Here is a 19,500-nt window from a genome sequence, read left to right as displayed (position 1 = left end):
TTGCTATTGTTGTTTGCTCGCGGGCCACGAGGTGTAGCCGACGAACTCGTTATGTAGAGCGGCAGTTGCTTCCAAGCGTCTTTCAACATCAGGCCCCAGCTTCCTGCAGACCTCGTTGACCATCAGGTGCACCCACGACAGCATCGCCGAGGTGGATTCCCAGAAGAGATTGAATTCGGTGGGGATGCGGAACACCTCGCAGGCGTTGGCGTCGGCCCAGTCGCAGAAGGTGTCGGTCACCAATGTGACCGGTATGCCGGCCTGGCGCGCCTTCTGGCACAGCTGCAGGGCATGGCGGGAATAACGGCGCGCCTCGAACACCACCAGTGCGCTGTCCTCGGCGCGGCCGAGCAGTACTTCGCCGAAGTGCCCGGCGCTGCCGTCGACCAGTTGTACGCCGTCGCGCAGGTATTGCAGCAGGTGGCTCATGCACATGGCCACGCCGCGTTCGGTCTGGAAGCCGGCGATGAACACCCGCGGCTTGCTCGCCAGGCGCTGGGCGACCTGTTGCCAGGCCTGGCCACGGCTGTACTCATGCACCCGGACCAGTGCCGCGATTTCGAGCTCCAGGCTGCCGGAGCTCTCGCTGTCGTCATGGCCCTGGCGGTATTCTTGCAGGCGATCCCCCACCAGCCAGGGGCCATCGCCCAGGTCGCTTTGCAGGTCCTGCTTGAGTGCCTTGAGGTGGGCATAGCCCAGGGCGCGGCAGAAGCGGCCGACGCTCGACTCGCTGACGCCCAGCTTGGCGGCGATGCTCGCGGAGGTCTGGAACGGCAGTTCATGCAGGTTGGCGAGCATGTAGCTGGCGATCTTGCGGCCCGAGGCTGCGGCACTGTGCAGGCTGTTCTCGAGGCGTTGCTTGATCGGTTGGCTCATGGTCGGCTCCGGGTGGGTGAGGCGTGGGATAGAAAATGGATGTTTTCTGTCATCAAGTCAACAATTGACAGATAGCTGTCATTCGCGGGACAGTTTTGCCATTGCTTACGCTGTAGCCATTCCAATTCCAAGAAAGGAGCTCCAGATGTCCGCACCTTCCGCCAGCCCTGTCGTGCGCGTGCCTTTCGCCGAGCTGCAGGCGCTGCTGCAACGGATCTTTCTGCGTCACGGTTGCGCCGAGTCGGTCGCTGCCGCGCTGGCCTTCAATTGCGCCAGCGCACAGCGCGATGGTGCCCACAGCCACGGAGTGTTTCGTATCCCTGGCTATGTTTCGACCCTGGCCAGCGGCTGGGTCGATGGCCAGGCCGTACCCCAGGTGAGCGATGTGGCACCGGGTTACGTGCGAGTCGATGCCCAGGGTGGGTTTGCTCAGCCGGCCCTGGCTGCGGCCCGGCCTTTGCTGGTCGAGAAAGCCCGCAGCGCCGGGATCGCGGTATTGGCGATCCACAATTCGCACCATTTCGCGGCGCTCTGGCCGGACGTCGAGCCGTTCGCCGACGAAGGGCTGGTGGCCCTGAGCGTGGTCAACAGCATGACCTGCGTGGTGCCGCATGGGGCGCGCAAGCCGCTGTTCGGCACCAACCCCATCGCCTTCGCCGCACCCTGTGCCGGGCATGACCCGATCGTCTTCGACATGGCCACCAGCGCCATGGCCCATGGCGATGTGCAGATCGCCGCGCGTGCGGGCGAGCAGCTGCCGCCAGGCATGGGCGTGGATGCCCAGGGCCAGCCCACCTGCGACCCCAAGGCGATTCTCGAAGGCGGCGCCTTGCTGCCGTTTGGTGGGCACAAAGGTTCGGCGTTGTCGATGATGGTCGAGCTGCTGGCCGCGGCGCTGACCGGCGGGCATTTCTCCTGGGAGTTCGACTGGTCCGGGCACCCGGGGGCGAAAACGCCGTGGACCGGGCAGCTGATCATTGTCATCGACCCGAGCAAGGCTGAAGGCGAGCGCTTCGCCCAGCGCAGCCGGGAACTGGTGGAGCACATGCAGGCGGTGGGGTTGAGCCGTATGCCAGGGGAGCGCCGCTACCGCGAGCGGGAGATGGCGCAGCGTGAAGGTGTAGCGTTGACCGAGCAGGAGTTGCAAGGGCTCAAGTCGTTGGTTGAATGATTCGGGGTAGGGTTTGAGGGGAGTGGTGGCTGTGAAATCGAGCGCCGCCCGCGCGGCGCTCGGTTCGACAGGCAGAGATCTTCTGGCACCGAACATGCAATGCTGCATTGACATCCTTGCACATCAGTGATGTTCCTCCAGCGCCACTGCAGGTATCCTCGCAGGCAGCATTCCCCGAACTGTCCTGATCCAAGGAGCTGTGCGCTGTGTTCAAACATGTCGATGCCTATGCCGGCGACCCGATTCTCTCGCTGATGGAGACCTTCAAGGCCGACCCCCGTGCCGACAAGGTCAACCTGAGTATCGGCCTGTATTACGACGAAGCTGGCGTGGTGCCGCAACTGGCGGCGGTGGGCGAGGTGGAAAAGCGCCTGGCCGATCAGCCCCACGAAGCCTCGCTGTACCTGCCCATGGAAGGCCTGGCCAGCTACCGCCAGGCGATCCAGGCGCTGCTATTCGGGGCCGACCACCCGGCCGTGACCGGTGGTCGCGTGGCCACCGTGCAGACCGTCGGCGGTTCCGGTGCGCTGAAGGTCGGTGCCGACTTCCTCAAGCGCTACTTCCCGCAGTCGCAGGTCTGGGTCAGCAACCCGACCTGGGACAACCACCGCGCCATCTTCGAAGGCGCAGGCTTCAAGGTCCACACCTATCCATATTTCGACGCAGCGAGCCGTGGCCTGGACTTCGCCGGCATGCTCGGCGCGTTGCAGGCGCTGGAGCCGAACAGCATCGTCCTGCTGCACCCGTGCTGCCACAACCCCACCGGCGTCGACCTGGACCAGGTTCAATGGCAGCAGGTGGTCGAGGTGGTCAAGGCGCGCCAGCTGATCCCGTTCCTCGACATCGCCTACCAGGGCTTCGGCGAAGGCCTGGTGGAAGATGCCTACGCCATTCGCGAAATGGCCCGTGCCGGTGTGCCATGCCTGGTGAGCAATTCGTTCTCGAAGATCTTCTCGCTGTACGGCGAGCGGGTAGGCGGCTTGTCGGTGGTCTGCGACGACGACGCCACTGCCCAGAGCGTGCTCGGCCAGCTCAAGGCCACCGTGCGCCGCAACTATTCCAGCCCACCCTGCCACGGCGCCCAGCTGGTGGCCGGCGTGCTGGGTGATGCCGGCCTCAACGCCCAATGGGTGGCGGAAGTCGAAGTGATGCGCAAGCGTATCCTCGACATGCGTCAGGGGCTGGTGGACCTGCTCGGCGAGCTGCTGCCCGGCCAGGACTTCCAATTCTTCCTGCGTCAGCGCGGCATGTTCAGCTATACAGGCTTCAGCGTCGCCCAGGTGCGCCGCCTGCGTGACGAGTTCGGTGTGTACCTGATCGACAGCGGCCGGGTGTGCATGTCCGGGCTGCGCCCGGCCAACCTGCGCCGCGTGGCCGAGGCCTTCGCGGCCGTGCAGCAGGGCTGAACCCGCCGAGGCACCTTCATGGTGCCCGGCAGGTTGTTCGCCGGGAACAAGGGGCCTGCATGTCAGGCCCCTTGTTCATTCATGACAGCAATGCCCCGCCTGGGCGCCCGCCGCATAGCGGTCATGGTGGCGCACCCAGTCCATGGTTCCCTCCTCGTTACGCCCCAGCGGCGCGATATCGAGGAAGTTGTACGCCCCCACCAGGATGTCCAGCCCCCGGGCATAGGTGGAATAGGTGTGGTACACCTCGCCGTCGCTATCCCGATAAAACGCGCTCAGCCCGGGCAGCTCCCGCTCGTTGCCGGTATAGGGCTCGTAGTTGTACTGCGCCGAACCGTCGGTGGCCATGCGCACGCCGAAGTCCTCGTTGAAACAGCTGCCGTTGGACGAAAACCAGGGGAAGCTCCAGCCCATGCGCCGACGAAAATCTTGGAACTGCGCATAAGGTGCCTGCGATACCGCCACCAGCGACACATCGTGGTGCGCCAGGTGCAGGTTGGCACCGTCGAAATGGTCGGCTAGGAACGAACAGCCCGGGCAGCCTTCGCTCCAGCCCTCGGCGAACATGAAGTGATAGACCAGCAGCTGGCTGCGCCCGGCGAACAGGTCGGCCAACCCCAGTTCACCCTCGGGCCCCTGGAAACGGTAGGCCTGTTCGACCTTGACCCAAGGCAACGCCCGCCGGGCTGCGGCGAGCTCGTCACGCAGGTGGGTGAAGGCTTTCTCGTGCAACCACAGCTGGCGCCGTGCGGCGAGCCACTGGCTGCGGGTGACCACCTCGTGGTCTGTATCGGAACTGCTCATGATGGCTGACTCCAATAGAGGGATTCAGCTACTGGTCGAGTGGGGAGGGGGGGGATCGACAGATCGGAGCTGTTGGGCGACGAACGGGTGTTACAGGTAAAAACCTAAATGCTGCGGGGGGGCTGTTACACATAATATTTAGTTTTCCTATAGCGTGTGGGAAACGGCCTGCTTAATTATAGGAAGTTTCGCTTATTGTGTTTCGCTAGTCGGTGCTTACTATGAGGTGGCGAAGTTAAGGGTCATCCCTTTGCGGGATGTCACGACCAGCATTCTGTTTATGTAATTTCTGCATTGCGGAACTCTTTAAATGTTATCGGTAATTAAAATGAAGCAGCAAAGGCCACGCTCCAAACGCTGGTTGGGTTTGGCAATATTGATGTTGCCAGTATTACTGGTAACGGTGGATAACACGGTCTTGGGGTTCGCGCTGCCGAAGATTGCCGAAGCGCTGCATCCCACTGCCAGCCAGCAACTGTGGATGATCGATGCCTACTCGTTGATTCTGGCCGGGCTGTTGGTATCTATGGGCAGCCTTGGAGATCGCATAGGTCATCGTAAATTGCTGCTGGTCGGCTCATTGGGTTTTGCCATTATCTCCGTCATGACGGCTTATTCCAGCAGTGCCGCGCAGTTAATTGCCGGGCGGGCCTGTATGGGGATCTTTGGCGCCATGCTGATGCCTTCGACACTGGCATTGATCCGTTCGGTTTTCGAGGATCGAGAAGAGCGGCGCCTGGCTGTCGCGATCTGGGCAACCACCCTGACAGTGGGGGCCGCGCTCGGTCCTTTGATTGGTGGCGTGTTGCTGGAATTTTTCAGTTGGGGAGTGATCTTCCTGTTGGCTGTGCCGATATTGATGCCGCTGTTGATCTTGGGGCCATGGTTACTGCCCGAGTCAGAACCCGATGCGTCGGGCCCTCTCGATCCTTTGAGTATTCTTCAATCAATGATCGCGTTGGGAGCGTTGGTCTATGGCATCAAGCACGTAGCCAGCGAAGGCGTGGACGGTTTGGCCATGGCGGCGTTTATCGTTGGTATGGCTGGGGGCTGGCTGTTTGTGCGACGCCAACTGCGGTTGCCGGTTCCCTTGATGGACCTGACGCTATTTCGCAACAAAACCTTCAGTGGTTCTGTCGCCATCAACCTGATGAGTTTGGCCTTTCTGATCGGCTTTGTCTTTTTCGCCACGCAGTTCTTGCAAATCGTTCTGCGCATGCCTGCGCTCAATGCCAGCTTGGCATTGGTACCTGGGCAAGTTCTGGCGATTATCGTGGGGATGCTGGTGGTGCCGGTTGCTCAACGGGTTCCGGTGTCTGTGCTGGTGCCCGTGCTGCTAGCGTTTACCGGCGCCGCGTTTTTACTGATTGCCAGCCTCGGCAGTAGCCTGACGGTAGTGGTTATTGCGTTCGCCTTATTGAATATTGGCGTGGGGGCAATCGCCACGGTGTCCAATGACGTGATTCTGTCGGCGGCCCCGCCCGCCAAGGCAGGGGCTGCGTCAGCCATCAGCGAAACTGCCTATGAAGTAGGTGTGGTGTTGGGGACAACGGTATTGGGAGGTTTGATTACCGTTTACTATCGCGGAGTTCTACGTTTGCCGGTGTTCCTCACGCCGGTACAAGAGCGCCTTGCCAGCGAAACGTTGGCTGGAGCCCATACCGTAGCGGCAGCACTGGCAGGCGATCAGGCAAGCGAGCTGATGACCATCGCTGGGAGCGCGTTTGAAGGAGGTATTGGCTTGATGTCATGGGTGACTTTCGCCCTGGCGGCGATTGCCATTGTCATTGCCCGCTGGTCGTTGAGAGCGAGTTAGCTTGTGAGCGGGGGGCATTGCTACTTTTGTACCGAAGCCACTGACATCGAGCAGCAAAGCTGAAGGCCGATTCGGTAAGCAGGACTTCACCTACGTTGTGGCATCGGAGGGGCTTTCGCTCAATGGGCCGATCGCAAGCGCCGCCACAAAGTGGTCCGGCTGATGCCGAGGCGACGAGCGGCTTCGTCGAGGTTGCCATGGCAGCTTTCCAGCGTTTCCTTTACATGACGCAGTTGCGCAGCCTTGCCGATGGTGTGCAGGTCCGTTTCGCGTGGGGACTTTTTACGGGCGGTTGAAAGCGCAGGGCCTTCGCACAGTTCGGGCAGCACGCGAGCCAGGTACTGCTCGTCTACGCGATGCGCCTTGAGCAGCTCGCGCGTCGAGAGCATCGCCCGCTCGATCACGTTCTCCAATTCCCGGACGTTCCCGGGCCAGGCATAGCGCTCAAGGTACGGCAGCAATGCGGCGGGTATATCGGCAGCGCCCGCGGGCTGGCCCTGTACGAGCAGGCGCTGGCTGATGCTTGCACTGATCTGGGCGATGTCTTCAGGTCTTTCACGCAGCGGTGTGGTTTGCAGACGCAGGATATTGAGCCGGTAATAGAGATCGGGACGAAAATCGCCATCCTCCATGGCTGCACGCAGGTCCTGATGAGTGGCGGCGATGACGCGCACGTCGATGGCAATGGGTTCGGTGCCGCCCAGACGCAGCACTTCGCGCTCCTGCAAGACCCGCAGCAGACGCGTTTGCAGCGACACCGGCATGTCGCCAATCTCGTCGAGGAACAACGTGCCGAGGTGCGCAGCTTCGATCAGGCCCGGCTTGCCGCCCTTGCGCGAGCCGCTGAAGGCGCCTTCCTCGTAGCCGAACAGTTCGCTTTCCAGCAACGACTCGGGAAACGCCGCGCAGTTGATGGCGACGAAGGGGCCTTGCCGGCGCGGGCTTTCGTTATGGATGCCCTGGGCGAGCAGTTCCTTGCCGGTGCCGCTTTCACCGGTAATCAGGATGGTCGAATGGCTGGTGGCAAAACGCTTGGCCAACTGCAGCATCTCGCGGTTGGCCTTGCTGTTGCCGTTGAGCTGGTCGAGCCGGTAACGGGCAGTGAACGCACCGGGGCGGCGGGTGGATCGGATGCGCTGGTCGGCACGTTGCACAACGGTGATGTCCTGGCAGGTCAGGACCAGGCCGGTACGTTCGCCGTTCTCCAGGATAGGCAGTAAATTGCTCACCACGACGTGCGAGCCGAGCCGCATCACACGGTTTTCTTCACCCGTGCCTTCCTGCAGCGCCTGCTGCATGTCCAGTTCCGGGCACAGCTGCTGCAGCGGCCGGCCCAACGCTGCGCTAACCGGCAGGTCCAGCAGCTGCGCAAGGGCCGGGTTGAGCGACTGCACCACGCCTTGGTTGTCGATCGCTGCAACGCCGGCGGGGATATGCCGCAGCACGGCATTCAGATGCCGCCGTTTGGCGATCTCGACGCGTTGAGTGTCGAGAATGCCCAGGGCTTCCTCCAGCGCTTTGCGCGCGGTTTCTTCGCTCAGCGACAGCACGCCATGCAGCCCTGCCTGCTCCGCCAGCTCCACCACCGTCGACGAGCCGATGATGCTGCGACAGCCTAGCTGGGCCGCCTGTTCGACGGCCTGGCGGGCCTCTTCCAGGGAGGTGTAGGCGGCCTGGTGAACCTGGACGGTGAAGAGCGCGGCCATGGCTTGCAGGTCGTGGTTGATATGGTTGTAGCTGAGCACGGCCACTTGGGAGGAGCGTTCGCGGGCCTGCCCCAATGCCCGTAGCAGGTCGCCGCTGCCCACGCGCATCGCCAGTACCGGGCGTGTCAGGTGTTTGCGCAGGTAGGCGGCGGTCGCCCCGGCGCAGACGAACACATCGACCTTGCCTGCCTGCTCCAATTCTCGGGCGGTCTGCAGTGCTTCAGCCACCGAGGTGTCGAGGACTTCGATACGGGTATCGGGGTAGTCCGTCGTGAGCCCGGCCACCACATGGGCGAGCCGGCTCCGTTGTTGGGGGCGCTGCAAGTGGCTGATCAGCACGACGACCTGGGAGGCAAGAGCATCCATCACGGGGCCTGTTCATATTTGAAATGTTTCGATAATGAATCAATAGCTTGCAAATATGCAACGAGCAGCCTGACTTTCGCTCGTCGGTGAGTTGTCAGAACCCAGGCTGCATGCGGCCTGTGGCAGACACTTGAAGAGTTGGCCCAGGCCTTGCTCTTGGGCTTGTGCCAACCCAGAAACCAAAGGCAGGGCCTACAGACCCATGAGCAGTTCACCAACGATTTCCCAGGCCAGCGATACGTTCGCGGCCATGACTGACGATCATCGCCTGGCCGAGTTCATCCGCGAGCAGGCCTCGGCAACGCGGGTAGTCATCCAGGCGCGCAAGCGCCTGAGCGGTGGCGCCATCCAGGAAAACTGGCTGCTGGACCTGCTGATCGAAGGCGGCCCGTGGGCCGGTGCCCGGCGCTGGGTACTGCGCAGCGATGCGCTTTCAGCGCTACCCGCCAGCCTTGACCGTGAACAGGAGTTCGCCGTGCTGCAGGTGGTTCACCAGGCCGGCGTGAAAGTGCCACGCCCGCTCTGGCTGTGCCGCGATGTGCGCGTGCATGGGCGGGCGTTCTTCCTGATGGAGTATGTGCCGGGTATCGCTGCCGGTCGCGCGCTCAGCGCCGGCGCCGGCCCTCAGGGCCGGGCGCAACTGGCGGCGCAGCTTGGCGCCAACCTGGCGCGTCTGCATCAGGTCCGCCCGCCGTGCGCCACGCTGGGCTTCCTGTCCGCTGCGGACAGCTCGCCGGCCCTGGCGACCATCGATGCCTACCGCCGCTACCTCGACACCCTCGCCGATGCCTATCCGGTGCTGGAATGGGGCCTGCGCTGGTGCGAGCTGCATGCGCCGCGCAGCAGCACCCTGTGCCTGTTGCACCGTGACTACCGCACCGGCAACTACCTGGCCAGCGAAGAAGGGCTGGAGGCCGTGCTCGACTGGGAGTTCACCGGCTGGGGAGATCCTTGCGAGGACCTCGGCTGGTTCACCGCCCGCTGCTGGCGTTTTACCCGTCCAGACCTCGAAGCCGGCGGCATTGGCCAGCTGGAGGATTTTCTGCGTGGTTATCACGAGGTGTCTTCGCTGTGCATCGAACGCAGTCAGCTGCACTACTGGCAGGTCATGGCCACCCTGCGCTGGGCAGTGATTGCCTTGCAGCAAGGGCAGCGCCATCTGTCCGGTGAAGAACCGTCGCTCGAGTTGGCACTGACAGCCCGGCTGTTGCCGGAGCTCGAACTCGACATCCTGCACATGACTGGAGCCGAAGCGCCATGACCCAACCCAACGCCCACCAATTGCTCGAGATCGCCCGCGCGACGCTTCTGGAGCAGCTGTTGCCAGCGCTGCCCGGCGAGTTGCGTTACCCGGCCTTGATGATCGCCAACGCCATGGCCATTGCGGCCCGCGAAAGCCGCCTGGGTGCTCAGGCCGAGGATCAGGAGCAGGCGCGTCTGGTCGCCTTGGTCGATGACGCGCCGTCGACATTGCCCGACCTGCGCCGCCAACTGGCTCGCGCCATTCGCCAGGGCAGCCATGACGCCCCGCAAACCCGGCGCACCCTGGTCGAGACATTGCGCCAGATCACCGTTGCCCGATTGGCGATCAGCAACCCCAAGGCCTTGCCCTGAAACTGCATCGACCACCCCATTCCTCCGATAGACAAGAACACACAAGGACAGCCATGAACTTCACTCTCCCGGACGAACTGCTCGCCTTGCAGGCCAAGACCCGAGACTTCATTGCCGAACAGGTCATCCCGTTCGAGAACGACCCCCGCCAGGACAGCCATGGCCCCAGCGACGCCCTGCGCCAGGACCTGGTGGCCCGCGCCCGCGCCGCCGGCTTGCTGACGCCTCACGCCAGCCGCGAAATGGGCGGCCTGGAGCTGAGCCATGTGGCCAAGGCGATCGTTTTCGAAGAGGCCGGTTACTCGCCGCTGGGCCCGGTAGCGCTGAATATCCATGCGCCGGACGAAGGCAATATCCACCTGATGGACGTGGTCGCCACCGAGGCGCAGAAGGACCGCTGGTTGCGCCCGCTGGTCCAGGGCCATGCCCGTTCGTGCTTCGCCATGACCGAGCCTGCTCCGGGCTCCGGTTCGGATCCGTCGATGCTGCGTACCACTGCCACCCGCGATGGCGACGACTACCTGATCAATGGCCGCAAGTGGCTGATCACCGGGGCCGAAGGCGCGGACTTCGGCATCATCATGGCGCGCATGGAGGATGGCACCGCGACCATGTTCCTGACCGACATGAAGCGCGACGGCATCATCCATGAACGTCAGCTGGACTCGCTGGACAGCTGTTTTACCGGTGGTCACGGGCAGCTGCGTTTCGACAACCTGCGTATCCCGGCGAGCGATGTCCTCGGCGAGATCGGCAAGGGCTTCCGTTATGCCCAGGTGCGCCTGGCGCCCGCACGCTTGACTCATTGCATGCGCTGGCTCGGTGCCGCGCGCCGCGCCCACGACATCGCCTGCGACTATGCGCGCACCCGTGACGCCTTCGGCAAGCCGCTGGGCGAGCACCAGGGCGTGGGCTTCATGCTCGCCGACAACATGATGGACCTGCACGTGGTGCGCCTGGCGGTCTGGCACTGCGCCTGGGTGCTCGACCAGGGCCGGCGCGCCAATGTCGATTCGAGCATGGCCAAGGTGATCAGCGCCGAGGCGCTGTGGCGGGTGGTCGATCGTTGCGTCCAGGTATTGGGTGGCCGCGGGGTGACCGGGGACACCGTGGTGGAGCGGATCTTCCGCGACATTCGCCCGTTCCGCATCTATGACGGTCCGAGCGAAGTGCACCGCATGAGCCTGGCGAAGAAGCTGCTCGACCAGCGCCTGGAGGCCCACTGATGCAGCCGAACCTTGTCCGACTGTTCGCCCTCGACGGGCGCCGCGCCCTGGTGACCGGGGCCTCCAGCGGCCTGGGCCGTCACTTCGCCATGACCCTGGCCGCTGCAGGCGCCGAGGTGGTGGTGACCGCCAGGCGCCAGGCGCCGCTGCAGGCGTTGGTGGAGGCCATCGAGGTGGCTGGAGGGCGGGCGCAGGCCTTTGCCCTCGATGTGACCAGCCGTGAGGACATCTGCCGGGTGCTCGATGCCGCCGGCCCGCTGGATGTCCTGGTCAACAATGCGGGGGTGAGCGACAGCCAGCCTTTGCTGGCCTGCGATGATCAAACCTGGGACCACGTGCTCGACACCAACCTCAAGGGCGCCTGGGCCGTGGCCCAGGAAAGCGCCCGGCGCATGGTGGTGGCGGGGAAGGGGGGCAGCCTGATCAATGTCACCTCGATCCTCGCCTGCCGTGTGGCCGGTGCCGTCGGCCCTTACCTGGCGGCCAAGGCCGGCCTGGCCCACCTGACCCGCGCCATGGCGCTGGAGTTGGCGCGCCATGGCATCCGGGTGAACGCCCTGGCGCCCGGCTACGTGATGACTGATTTGAACGAGGCCTTCCTGGCCAGCGAGGCCGGTGACAAGTTGCGTTCGCGTATCCCCAGCCGACGCTTCAGCGTGCCGTCGGACCTGGACGGCGCCTTGCTGCTGCTCGCCAGCGATGCTGGGCGGGCGATGAGCGGCGCTGAGATCGTGGTCGATGGCGGCCATCTGTGCAGCAGCCTGTAACGCGCCCTGGCGCAATAACAACAAGAACAGGAGGTAGGTATGTGCGTGCAAAACCTGAGCAATGTGTCGATGAGGTGCCTGCCATGATGGTTCCAACCCTCGAACATGAGCTTGCTCCCAACGAAGCCAACCATGTCCCGCTGTCCCCGCTGTCGTTCCTCAAGCGTGCCGCCCAGGTGTACCCGCAGCGCGATGCGGTGGTCTATGGCGCAAGGCGCTACAGCTACCGTCAATTGCATGAGCGCAGCCGCGCCCTGGCCAGTGCCTTGGAGCGGGTCGGTGTTCAGCCGGGCGAGCGGGTGGCGATATTGGCGCCGAACATCCCGGAAATGCTCGAGGCCCACTATGGCGTGCCCGGTGCCGGGGCGGTGCTGGTGTGCATCAACATCCGCCTGGAGGCGCGCAGCATTGCCTTCATCCTGCGTCACTGCGCGGCCAAGGTATTGATCTGCGATCGCGAGTTCGGGGCCGTGGCCAGTCAGGCGCTGGCCATGCTCGATGCGCCGCCTTTGCTGGTGGGCATCGACGATGATCAGGCCGAGCGCGCCGACCTGGCCCACGACCTGGACTACGAAGCGTTCCTGGCCCAGGGCGACCCCGCGCGACCTTTGAGTGCGCCACAGAACGAATGGCAGTCGATCGCCATCAACTACACCTCCGGCACCACGGGGGACCCCAAGGGCGTGGTGCTGCATCACCGCGGAGCCTACCTAAACGCCTGCGCTGGGGCGCTGATCTTCCAGTTGGGGCCGCGCAGCGTCTACCTGTGGACCTTGCCGATGTTCCACTGCAACGGCTGGAGCCATACCTGGGCGGTGACGTTGTCCGGTGGCACCCACGTGTGTCTGCGCAAGGTCCAGCCTGATGCGATCAATGCCGCCATCGCCGAGCATGCCGTGACTCACCTGAGCGCCGCCCCGGTGGTGATGTCGATGCTGATCCACGCCGAGCATGCCAGTGCCCCTCCGGTGCCGGTATCGGTGATCACTGGCGGTGCTGCCCCGCCCAGTGCGGTCATCGCGGCGATGGAGGCGCGTGGCTTCAACATCACCCATGCCTATGGCATGACCGAAAGCTATGGCCCCAGCACATTGTGCCTGTGGCAGCCGGGGGTCGACGAGTTGCCACTTGAGGCCCGGGCGCAGTTCATGAGCCGCCAGGGTGTCGCCCACCCGATGCTCGAGGAGGCCACGGTGCTGGATACCGATACCGGCCGCCCGGTTCCAGCCGATGGCCTTACTCTTGGCGAGCTGGTGGTGCGCGGCAACACCGTGATGAAAGGCTACCTGCACAACCCAGAGGCCACCCGGGCCGCATTGGCCAATGGCTGGCTGCACACGGGCGACCTGGCCGTGCTGCACCCGGACGGCTATGTGGAAATCAAGGACCGGGCCAAGGACATCATCATTTCCGGCGGCGAGAACATCAGCTCGCTGGAGATCGAAGAAGTGCTCTACCAGCACCCCGAGGTAATCGAGGCCGCGGTGGTGGCGCGCCCGGATGCGCGCTGGGGCGAGACCCCCCATGCGTTCGTCACCCTGCGCCCAGATGCGCTGGCCACGGTCACCGAAGGGGACCTGATCTGCTGGTGCCGCGAGCGTCTGGCGCATTTCAAGGCGCCGCGGCATGTGTCGCTCACGGAGCTGCCCAAGACTGCCACCGGCAAGATTCAGAAGTTCGTCCTGCGCGAGTGGGCCCGGCAACAGGAGGCGCATACCGCCGACGCCGAGCCTTGATCGAGCGGCAACCCTGCACACCCCATAACAACAAGTACATTGATCGAGGTGTCCCATGTCCAGCCTGTTATATGCGCGTGTTCGCGCCAATGCCCGGTTCCAGCAACTGGTGACGCGCAGAAATCGTTTTACCCTGAGCCTGTTCGTGCTGATCCTGGCCACGTTCTATGGCTACATCGCGTTGGTATCGTTTTGGCCCGAGCTGATCGCCAGGCGCCTGGCCGAGGGGTCGAACATGACCTTCGGCGTCGCGGCCGGGGCTTTCCTATTCGTGTTCTTCTGTGCGCTGTCGGCGTTCTATGTGTACCGGGCCAACGGCGAGTTCGACCGTCTGACGCAGGCGCTGGTTGCCGGGTTGGAAGAGGAGCCGCGCGCATGAAGAAACTACTGCCTCTGGCTTTGTTGCTGCACTCCGGCCTGTTGTTGGCTTCGCCTGCGCTCGACGCGGGTCAGCGTCAGCCGCTCAACCTGCATGCCATCGGCATGTTCATGGTGTTCGTGCTTTTCACCTTGTGCATCACCTGGTGGGCGGCGCGGCGCACCCGCTCGACGGCGGATTTCTACAGCGCCGGTGGCGGCATCCTAGGCTGGCAGAACGGCCTGGCGCTGGCCGGTGACTACATGTCCGCCTCGACGTTGCTGGGGATCACCGCGCTCATCTACACCTCCGGTATGGATGGCTACATCTACCTCATCGCCTTCTTCGCGGGCTGGCCGGTGTTGCTGCTGTTGATGACCGAGCGGCTGCGCAACCTGGGCCGCTTCACTTTCGCCGACATCACCTCGTACCGCCTCGACCAAGGTAAGGTGCGCACCATGGCCGCCATCGGCTCGCTGACCGTGGTGTGTTTCTACCTGGTGGCGCAGATGGTCGGGGCCGGGCAGCTGATCAGGCTGCTGTTCGGCCTGGACTACCACATCGCCCTGGTGATCGTCGGCGTGCTGATGATGCTGTATGTCACCTTCGGTGGCATGGTGGCGACCACCTGGGTGCAGATCATCAAGGCATTCCTGCTACTGGTAGGCGGTTCGCTGGTGCTGTTCCTGGCGCTGCGCGAGTTCGACTTCAGCTATGACACGCTGGTCACCCAGGCCATGGACACCCATGCCCTGGGCGAGCGCCTGCTGGCGCCTGGCAGCCTGTTGGCCGACCCATTGACCGCGCTGTCGCTGAGCCTGGGGCTGGTGTTCGGCACTGCCGGCCTGCCGCATATCCTGATGCGCTTCTTCACCGTGAGCGATGCCCGTGAGGCGCGCAAGTCGGTGCTCTATGCCACCGGATTCATCGGCTACTTTTTCAATGTCATTTTCCTGCTGGGCCTGGCGTCGATCGTGATCGTCAGCCAGCAACCGCAGTTTTTCGAAGGCGGGCAGGTGGGTGGCAAGCTGTTGGGCGGGGGCAACATGGTGGTCATGCACCTGGCCCAGGCGGTAGGCGGCAACCTGCTGCTGGGCTTTTTGTCTGCCGTGACCTTCGCCACCATCCTGGCGGTGGTGTCAGGCCTGGCGCTTGCGGGTGCTTCCGCCATCGCCCATGATCTCTATGCGCGGGTGATCATGAAGGGCGCGGCCAGCGAGTCGCAGGAGCTGCGGGTGACCAAGCTGGCCACCCTCGGGCTTGGGTTGGTGGCGATAGCTCTGGGCATCGTGTTCGAAAACATCAACGTGGCCTTCATGGTCGCGCTGGCGTTCGGCATCGCCGCGTCGGCCAACTTCCCGGTGCTGTTCCTGTCGATGTTCTGGTCGGGGTTGACCACGCGCGGCGCGTTGGCCGGTGGCTACGTGGGGTTGGTCAGCGCCATGGGCTTCGTGGTGTTTTCCAAGCTCGTGTGGGTGGATGTGTTGCACTTTGCCGAGCCGCTGTTCCCCTATACCCAGCCAGCGCTGTTCTCCATGCCGCTGGCGTTTGCGGTGGCGTATGGCGTTTCCCGGCTAGACCGGACTGCGCGAGCCAAGGCAGAAAGGGCGGCGTTCGCCGACCAGTTCGTAAGGGGCCAGACCGGCCTTGGCGCCAGCGGTGCGGTCGATCATTGATTACCTGCGGCCGCTGGCGGATGCGTGCCAGCGGCCAGGTGAAGCCTCGTTAATACCCCCTGAAAATCTCGCCGATGCTGGTGATCGGATGCCCCATGTGCTGCGCCGCCGCTCGGTTGACGAGAGAAGGCCTGGGGGCAAGCAGGACACTCAGGAAAACGGCCAACGTCAACACGGCCAGTAGAAAACCAAATCGGCGCATATGATCCTCCAGCGATTTTTATTGTTGTTGTCTTCAGGTTCGATCCGAAAGGCCAGTATCACGCGGTTAGTGCCCGGGCGCTTTGTCGTGGGCGAATGACAGGGTGATGGCTGCAATGTCCTGGTCGCCATAGCCCATTGACGCCGCGCGCTGCGCGACTTGGCATACCGCGTCGAACACTGGCGTCCAGGCCCCTTGTGCATGCAGGGATTGGGCAATGTGCGCGAAGGCATCTACATGTACATCGAGCCTCGCCTGGTCGCCTGCGAAATCCTGCGCTTCGAGCCGGCGTGCCGCTTCCTCGAGTGCGTCGGCGACGAAAAAGCGTGACGTGTCGAGCAGGAGCCTGGCTGTCTTTGAAACCGACAGGCCAAACCGTTCGCTCGCACCCACGGCCTCGAAGAACGCAACCATCGCGGCAAACGCATGGGCGTGGAGCACGCTCGCGAAGGCCAATGCTTCGCCCCAGGGAAGGAACACCGTATGGCCGGCGAGCCCTTCAAGCAGCGACCGGTGCTGCTCGAAGGCCTCACGATCGCCGGTATGAATACTGTGGCTTTCGCGATGGCCGACGTTGCGCGGGTAGGCCACGATCATCCCTTTGACGTAATGGCCGCCCGCCCGATTGACGAGGCCCTGAAGCGCCGGTCCCTCGTCCTGGGCGTTGGTGGTGTAATCGACGATCGTACGGTTGGCCAGTGCATGCATCACACCTGGCATCCCGAGCACCTCGTGGGTCGCGTGGTTGTCCAGGAGCACGAAGATCGTGGCCGGGCTTGCAACCAGCGCGGTTTCAACGCTGTCGCACAGGTGAGCGCCAGCGGCGACGAGCGACGCAGCCTTGCCGGGTGATCGATTCCAGATCGCCACGCGTTTGCCTTGCTTGAGCAACGCGTGTGCCATGAGCGTTCCCATCGCACCGAGCCCGACCACGGACACATCAAACTCGAAACTTTCATCATTTTGTTCGCGCACGTTCAAAGCCTCTTGATTGTTGTTTTATGTGATGCCCCGCGGAAGAGCCTTTGCTCATCGCAGGTTCTGCGATCGGGCCCAGTCCGTTGCGTCAGCCAACGTGCGCTCGAAGGCGCTGAAGATCGCTTCGATGTCGCCCTGCGTGGTAATCAACGGCGGGCAGAACGCGATCGTGTCGTAGAGGGCGCGAATGATCAGCCCATGCTTGTGGGCCTGTTTGAACACGTAGCCACCCAGTGCACCTGGCTGGGCGAACGGTTGGCCGGTGGCCTTGTTCGCAACCAGTTCGATCCCGCCCATCAGCCCGACGCCTCGGACGTTGCCGACCAGCGGGTGGTCTTCGAACGCGCGCAGGTGGCGCTGGAACATGGGGGCCAGGCGCTGGACATGGCCAACCAGGTCGCGCTCTTCGATGATGCGGATGTTTTCCAGCGCAACCGCGGTGGCGACGGGGTGGCCCGTGCAGGTCAGGCCATGGGCGAATGCCCCCAGGCGCTGGCTCTGGCTCACCAGTACATCGTTGATGGCATCGGACACCACCACGGCCGCCAGCGGCTGGTAGGAAGAGGTGAGCTGCTTGGAGAGCACCATGATGTCGGGCTGGATGTCGTACAGCTGAGCCCCGAACATCGTGCCCAGCCTGCCAAAACCGGTGACGATCTCGTCGATCACCACAAGAATGTCGTAGCGCCTGCACACTGCCTGGATCGCCGCCCAGTAGCCAGTGGGAGGAGGGATCACGCCGCCCGCTGCGATCACCGGTTCGCCGACGAAAGCGGCAATGCTTTCCGGCCCTTCGGCGAGGATGTAGCGCTCCAGTTCGTTCGCCAGGCGGGCCGAAAAGGCTTCCTGCGTTTCCCCTGGCCGGGCGAACCGGTAGAAGTTCGGGCACGTCAGGTGGTGAACCGGGATGGCCGGCAGGTCGAAGTCGCGATGAATCGAGGGGATGCCGGTCAGGCTCCCGGCAGCGATGGTGGCGCCGTGATAGGCCTGCTGGCGAGAGATGAATTTCTTCTTGTGCGGTTTGCCCAGCGCGTTGTTCACGTACCAGAGCATCTTCACCACCGAGTCGTTGGCTTCGGAGCCTGAATTGGTGAAGAAAACATGGTTCAGGTCGCCCGGCGCCAGCTCGGCCAGCTTGGCGGCGAGCGCCGCCGCCGGGGCGTTGGTCTTGTGGCTGAAGCTGTGGTAGTAGGGCAGTTGCCTGAACTGCTCGACGGCGGCGTCGACCAGGCGCTTTTCACTGAAGCCCAAGGCAACGCTCCACAGGCCCGACATCGCCTCGATGTAGGCGTTGCCTTGCTCATCGAAGACCCGCACGCCATCGCCGCCGGCGATCACGAGGGGGCCGATTTCCTGGTGCTGCGCCAGGTTGGTGTTGGGGTGTATGAATGAAGCCAAGTCATTCTGGATGGTTGAAGTGACGTTGCTCATTGGTGTGATTTCCTGCCACGGACGGGTTGTCGACTGCACGCGATGAGCCTGCATGCGGCGCTGTATCGATACAGGCCGCACCGCAGGCCCGTGCAGTTACTGGCTAAACGCTGCCGCGACCGATTCGCCGAAGGCTTTCAGGCCTTCTTCGAGCTGGTCGGTCGGGGTGTTCACCGGTGGCATCAGCTTGATGATTTCGCCGTTCGGGCCGCAGCGGTCGACCAGCACACCCGCCTGCAGCACACGCTGCTGGGCATCCTTGGCGAATGCGACGTTGCCGCGACCGAAGTCGATGCCGGCGATCATGCCGCGACAGCGCGCGGAGGCGACGCCAGGAATTTCCGCGAAACCGGCGACCGCGCGCTCCATGGCCGCGCAGTTGGTGGCCAGCAACTTCAGGAACGACTCATCGCGCCAATAGCCGAGCGCGATCTGGGCCGTCAAGAAGGCCAGTTGATTGCCGCGGAAGGTGCCGATGTGATCGCCCGGTTGCCACACATCCAGCCCGGCGCGAATCAACACGATCGCCATCGGCAGGCCGAAGCCGCCGATCGATTTGGCGCAGGTGATCAGGTCTGGCACCACCCCGGAGCGCTCGAAGCCGAAGAAGTCGCCGGTGCGCCCGCAGCCGGCCTGGATTTCGTCGCAGATGAGCAACACGCCGTGATCGCTGGTCCACTTGCGCAAGCGTTGCAGCCATTCGTTGGAAGCCGGGTAGACGCCGGCCTGGATCTGCACGGACTCGACGATCACCGCCGCCGGTAGCTCCGAGCCGCTGCCCTGGTCGTTGGCCAGGCGCTCGAGGAAGCCAATGCTGTCGAATTCGCCGTAGGGGCTGTCTTCGTACGGCACGAACACCACATCGGTGGAAAGCCCAGGGCCACGGCGAGTGCGGTTGCCGGTGACGGCCAAGGCGCCGGCGGTCATGCCGTGGTAAGCCCCATAGAACGAGACGACCTTGGTACGCCCCGTCGCCTTGCGCGCCAGCTTCAACGCCGCCTCGACGGCGTCGGCACCGGTCGGGCCGGTGAACTGCACCTTATAGTCCCAGCCGCGTGGCATGAACAGGTCGCGCTCGATCGCTTCGAGAAACTGGCGCTTGGTGGTGGTGTGCAGGTCGAGGGCGTGGGTCACGCCGTTGGACGACAGATACGCGATCAAGGCATCGCGCATGCGCGGGTCGTTGTGGCCATAGTTCAGGGCGCCGGCGCCAGCGAAGAAGTCCAGGTACTCGCGGCCGTCTTCACCTCGGATCTTGCTGCCTTGGGCGGTATCGAACACCAGCGGCAAGTCACGGCAGTACATCCGCACGTTGGACTCGAGCCTTTCGAATGTCTCGATGTTGTTCATGCAAACCTCTTGAAAAA

16 protein-coding genes are annotated in these 19,500 nt (G+C 63.6%); 10 read left to right on the top strand and 6 right to left on the bottom strand.

Features of this window, described 5'->3' with window-relative positions:
• Positions 1 to 3: 3 nt before the first annotated feature.
• Positions 4 to 876: a MurR/RpiR family transcriptional regulator gene (locus IRZ56_RS16570; protein WP_196145924.1), complete on the bottom strand. Its 873-nt coding sequence runs from the start codon at positions 874 to 876 to the stop codon at positions 4 to 6.
• Positions 877 to 1,021: 145 nt separating this feature from the next.
• On the opposite strand from IRZ56_RS16570, the gene IRZ56_RS16565 reads away from it, so the two are divergent.
• Together IRZ56_RS16565 and IRZ56_RS16560 are read left to right on the top strand one after the other, a co-directional pair.
• A complete protein-coding gene (locus tag IRZ56_RS16565; RefSeq protein ID WP_196145923.1) occupies positions 1,022 to 2,047 on the top strand; it encodes an Ldh family oxidoreductase in 1,026 nt (341 codons plus the stop codon).
• A gap of 206 nt (positions 2,048 to 2,253) precedes the next feature.
• Positions 2,254 to 3,453, top strand: a complete 1,200-nt coding sequence (locus tag IRZ56_RS16560) for an aromatic amino acid transaminase (RefSeq protein WP_196145922.1) — start codon at positions 2,254 to 2,256, stop codon at positions 3,451 to 3,453.
• Positions 3,454 to 3,528: 75 nt separating this feature from the next.
• Here IRZ56_RS16560 and IRZ56_RS16555 read toward each other — a convergent pair whose 3' ends face one another.
• Positions 3,529 to 4,257: a DUF899 domain-containing protein gene (locus IRZ56_RS16555; protein WP_196145921.1), complete on the bottom strand. Its 729-nt coding sequence runs from the start codon at positions 4,255 to 4,257 to the stop codon at positions 3,529 to 3,531.
• Positions 4,258 to 4,567: 310 nt separating this feature from the next.
• On the opposite strand from IRZ56_RS16555, the gene IRZ56_RS16550 reads away from it, so the two are divergent.
• Positions 4,568 to 6,073 (top strand): MFS transporter, encoded by a 1,506-nt coding sequence (locus IRZ56_RS16550; protein WP_230390417.1) that lies wholly within the window; start codon positions 4,568 to 4,570, stop codon positions 6,071 to 6,073.
• A gap of 119 nt (positions 6,074 to 6,192) precedes the next feature.
• Here IRZ56_RS16550 and prpR read toward each other — a convergent pair whose 3' ends face one another.
• Complete coding sequence (prpR, locus tag IRZ56_RS16545) at positions 6,193 to 8,145, bottom strand: propionate catabolism operon regulatory protein PrpR (protein WP_196145920.1); 1,953 nt, start codon at positions 8,143 to 8,145, stop codon at positions 6,193 to 6,195.
• A 202-nt stretch (positions 8,146 to 8,347) separates the two neighbouring features.
• Between prpR and IRZ56_RS16540 the strand changes: the two genes are divergently transcribed.
• The 7 genes from IRZ56_RS16540 (at position 8,348) to IRZ56_RS16510 (ending at position 15,522) form a co-directional block, all read left to right on the top strand.
• Entirely contained in the window at positions 8,348 to 9,406 is a 1,059-nt protein-coding gene (locus tag IRZ56_RS16540; RefSeq protein WP_196145919.1) for a phosphotransferase family protein, read from the top strand.
• Positions 9,403 to 9,759, top strand: coding sequence for a 4-hydroxypentanoyl-CoA kinase subunit LvaB (lvaB, locus tag IRZ56_RS16535; protein ID WP_015270461.1), 357 nt, complete (start codon positions 9,403 to 9,405; stop codon positions 9,757 to 9,759). The genes IRZ56_RS16540 and lvaB overlap by 4 nt, the downstream gene beginning before the upstream one ends.
• Positions 9,760 to 9,812: 53 nt before the next feature.
• The gene (locus IRZ56_RS16530) at positions 9,813 to 10,985 is read left to right on the top strand and encodes an acyl-CoA dehydrogenase family protein (RefSeq protein ID WP_196145918.1); all 1,173 of its coding nucleotides are present in this window, start codon (positions 9,813 to 9,815) and stop codon (positions 10,983 to 10,985) included.
• Positions 10,985 to 11,752, top strand: a complete 768-nt coding sequence (locus IRZ56_RS16525) for an SDR family NAD(P)-dependent oxidoreductase (RefSeq protein WP_196145917.1) — start codon at positions 10,985 to 10,987, stop codon at positions 11,750 to 11,752. Before IRZ56_RS16530 ends, IRZ56_RS16525 begins: the two co-directional genes overlap by 1 nt.
• Positions 11,753 to 11,835: 83 nt before the next feature.
• Positions 11,836 to 13,488: an acyl-CoA synthetase gene (locus IRZ56_RS16520; RefSeq protein ID WP_230386132.1), complete on the top strand. Its 1,653-nt coding sequence runs from the start codon at positions 11,836 to 11,838 to the stop codon at positions 13,486 to 13,488.
• 55 nt (positions 13,489 to 13,543) lie between these two features.
• Positions 13,544 to 13,867 (top strand): DUF485 domain-containing protein, encoded by a 324-nt coding sequence (locus IRZ56_RS16515; RefSeq protein WP_196145916.1) that lies wholly within the window; start codon positions 13,544 to 13,546, stop codon positions 13,865 to 13,867.
• On the top strand, positions 13,864 to 15,522 hold the full coding sequence (locus IRZ56_RS16510) for a cation acetate symporter (protein WP_196145915.1): 1,659 nt from the start codon (positions 13,864 to 13,866) through the stop codon (positions 15,520 to 15,522). The genes IRZ56_RS16515 and IRZ56_RS16510 overlap by 4 nt, the downstream gene beginning before the upstream one ends.
• A gap of 268 nt (positions 15,523 to 15,790) precedes the next feature.
• On the opposite strand, the gene IRZ56_RS16505 is transcribed toward IRZ56_RS16510, so the two are convergent.
• The 3 genes from IRZ56_RS16505 to IRZ56_RS16495 all read right to left on the bottom strand — a co-directional run bounded on the left by IRZ56_RS16505 (position 15,791) and on the right by IRZ56_RS16495 (position 19,483).
• Entirely contained in the window at positions 15,791 to 16,699 is a 909-nt protein-coding gene (locus IRZ56_RS16505; protein ID WP_196145914.1) for an NAD(P)-dependent oxidoreductase, read from the bottom strand.
• 54 nt (positions 16,700 to 16,753) lie between these two features.
• Positions 16,754 to 18,133, bottom strand: a complete 1,380-nt coding sequence (locus IRZ56_RS16500) for an aspartate aminotransferase family protein (protein ID WP_196145913.1) — start codon at positions 18,131 to 18,133, stop codon at positions 16,754 to 16,756.
• Positions 18,134 to 18,229: 96 nt separating this feature from the next.
• Complete coding sequence (locus IRZ56_RS16495) at positions 18,230 to 19,483, bottom strand: diaminobutyrate--2-oxoglutarate transaminase (RefSeq protein ID WP_196145912.1); 1,254 nt, start codon at positions 19,481 to 19,483, stop codon at positions 18,230 to 18,232.
• Positions 19,484 to 19,500 lie beyond the last annotated feature (17 nt).

It is taken from the genome of Pseudomonas guariconensis (genome assembly GCF_015680235.1).
GTDB classification, from domain to species: Bacteria; Pseudomonadota; Gammaproteobacteria; order Pseudomonadales; family Pseudomonadaceae; genus Aquipseudomonas; species Aquipseudomonas guariconensis_A.
Note: the sequence above shows the minus strand (reverse complement) of the source record. Positions and strands in the feature narration are given on the sequence as shown.

What these genes read in the sequence shown, in the direction of transcription:
- IRZ56_RS16570 (WP_196145924.1), bottom strand. Translation starts at nt 876, where the DNA reads ATGAGCCAACCGATCAAGCAACGCCTCGAGAACAGCCTGCACAGTGCC.
- IRZ56_RS16565 (WP_196145923.1), top strand. Translation starts at nt 1,022, where the DNA reads ATGTCCGCACCTTCCGCCAGCCCTGTCGTGCGCGTGCCTTTCGCCGAG.
- IRZ56_RS16555 (WP_196145921.1), bottom strand. Translation starts at nt 4,257, where the DNA reads ATGAGCAGTTCCGATACAGACCACGAGGTGGTCACCCGCAGCCAGTGG.
- IRZ56_RS16550 (WP_230390417.1), top strand. Translation starts at nt 4,568, where the DNA reads ATGTTATCGGTAATTAAAATGAAGCAGCAAAGGCCACGCTCCAAACGC.
- prpR (WP_196145920.1), bottom strand. Translation starts at nt 8,145, where the DNA reads ATGGATGCTCTTGCCTCCCAGGTCGTCGTGCTGATCAGCCACTTGCAG.
- IRZ56_RS16540 (WP_196145919.1), top strand. Translation starts at nt 8,348, where the DNA reads ATGAGCAGTTCACCAACGATTTCCCAGGCCAGCGATACGTTCGCGGCC.
- lvaB (WP_015270461.1), top strand. Translation starts at nt 9,403, where the DNA reads ATGACCCAACCCAACGCCCACCAATTGCTCGAGATCGCCCGCGCGACG.
- IRZ56_RS16530 (WP_196145918.1), top strand. Translation starts at nt 9,813, where the DNA reads ATGAACTTCACTCTCCCGGACGAACTGCTCGCCTTGCAGGCCAAGACC.
- IRZ56_RS16525 (WP_196145917.1), top strand. Translation starts at nt 10,985, where the DNA reads ATGCAGCCGAACCTTGTCCGACTGTTCGCCCTCGACGGGCGCCGCGCC.
- IRZ56_RS16520 (WP_230386132.1), top strand. Translation starts at nt 11,836, where the DNA reads ATGATGGTTCCAACCCTCGAACATGAGCTTGCTCCCAACGAAGCCAAC.
- IRZ56_RS16515 (WP_196145916.1), top strand. Translation starts at nt 13,544, where the DNA reads ATGTCCAGCCTGTTATATGCGCGTGTTCGCGCCAATGCCCGGTTCCAG.
- IRZ56_RS16510 (WP_196145915.1), top strand. Translation starts at nt 13,864, where the DNA reads ATGAAGAAACTACTGCCTCTGGCTTTGTTGCTGCACTCCGGCCTGTTG.
- IRZ56_RS16500 (WP_196145913.1), bottom strand. Translation starts at nt 18,133, where the DNA reads ATGAGCAACGTCACTTCAACCATCCAGAATGACTTGGCTTCATTCATA.
- IRZ56_RS16495 (WP_196145912.1), bottom strand. Translation starts at nt 19,483, where the DNA reads ATGAACAACATCGAGACATTCGAAAGGCTCGAGTCCAACGTGCGGATG.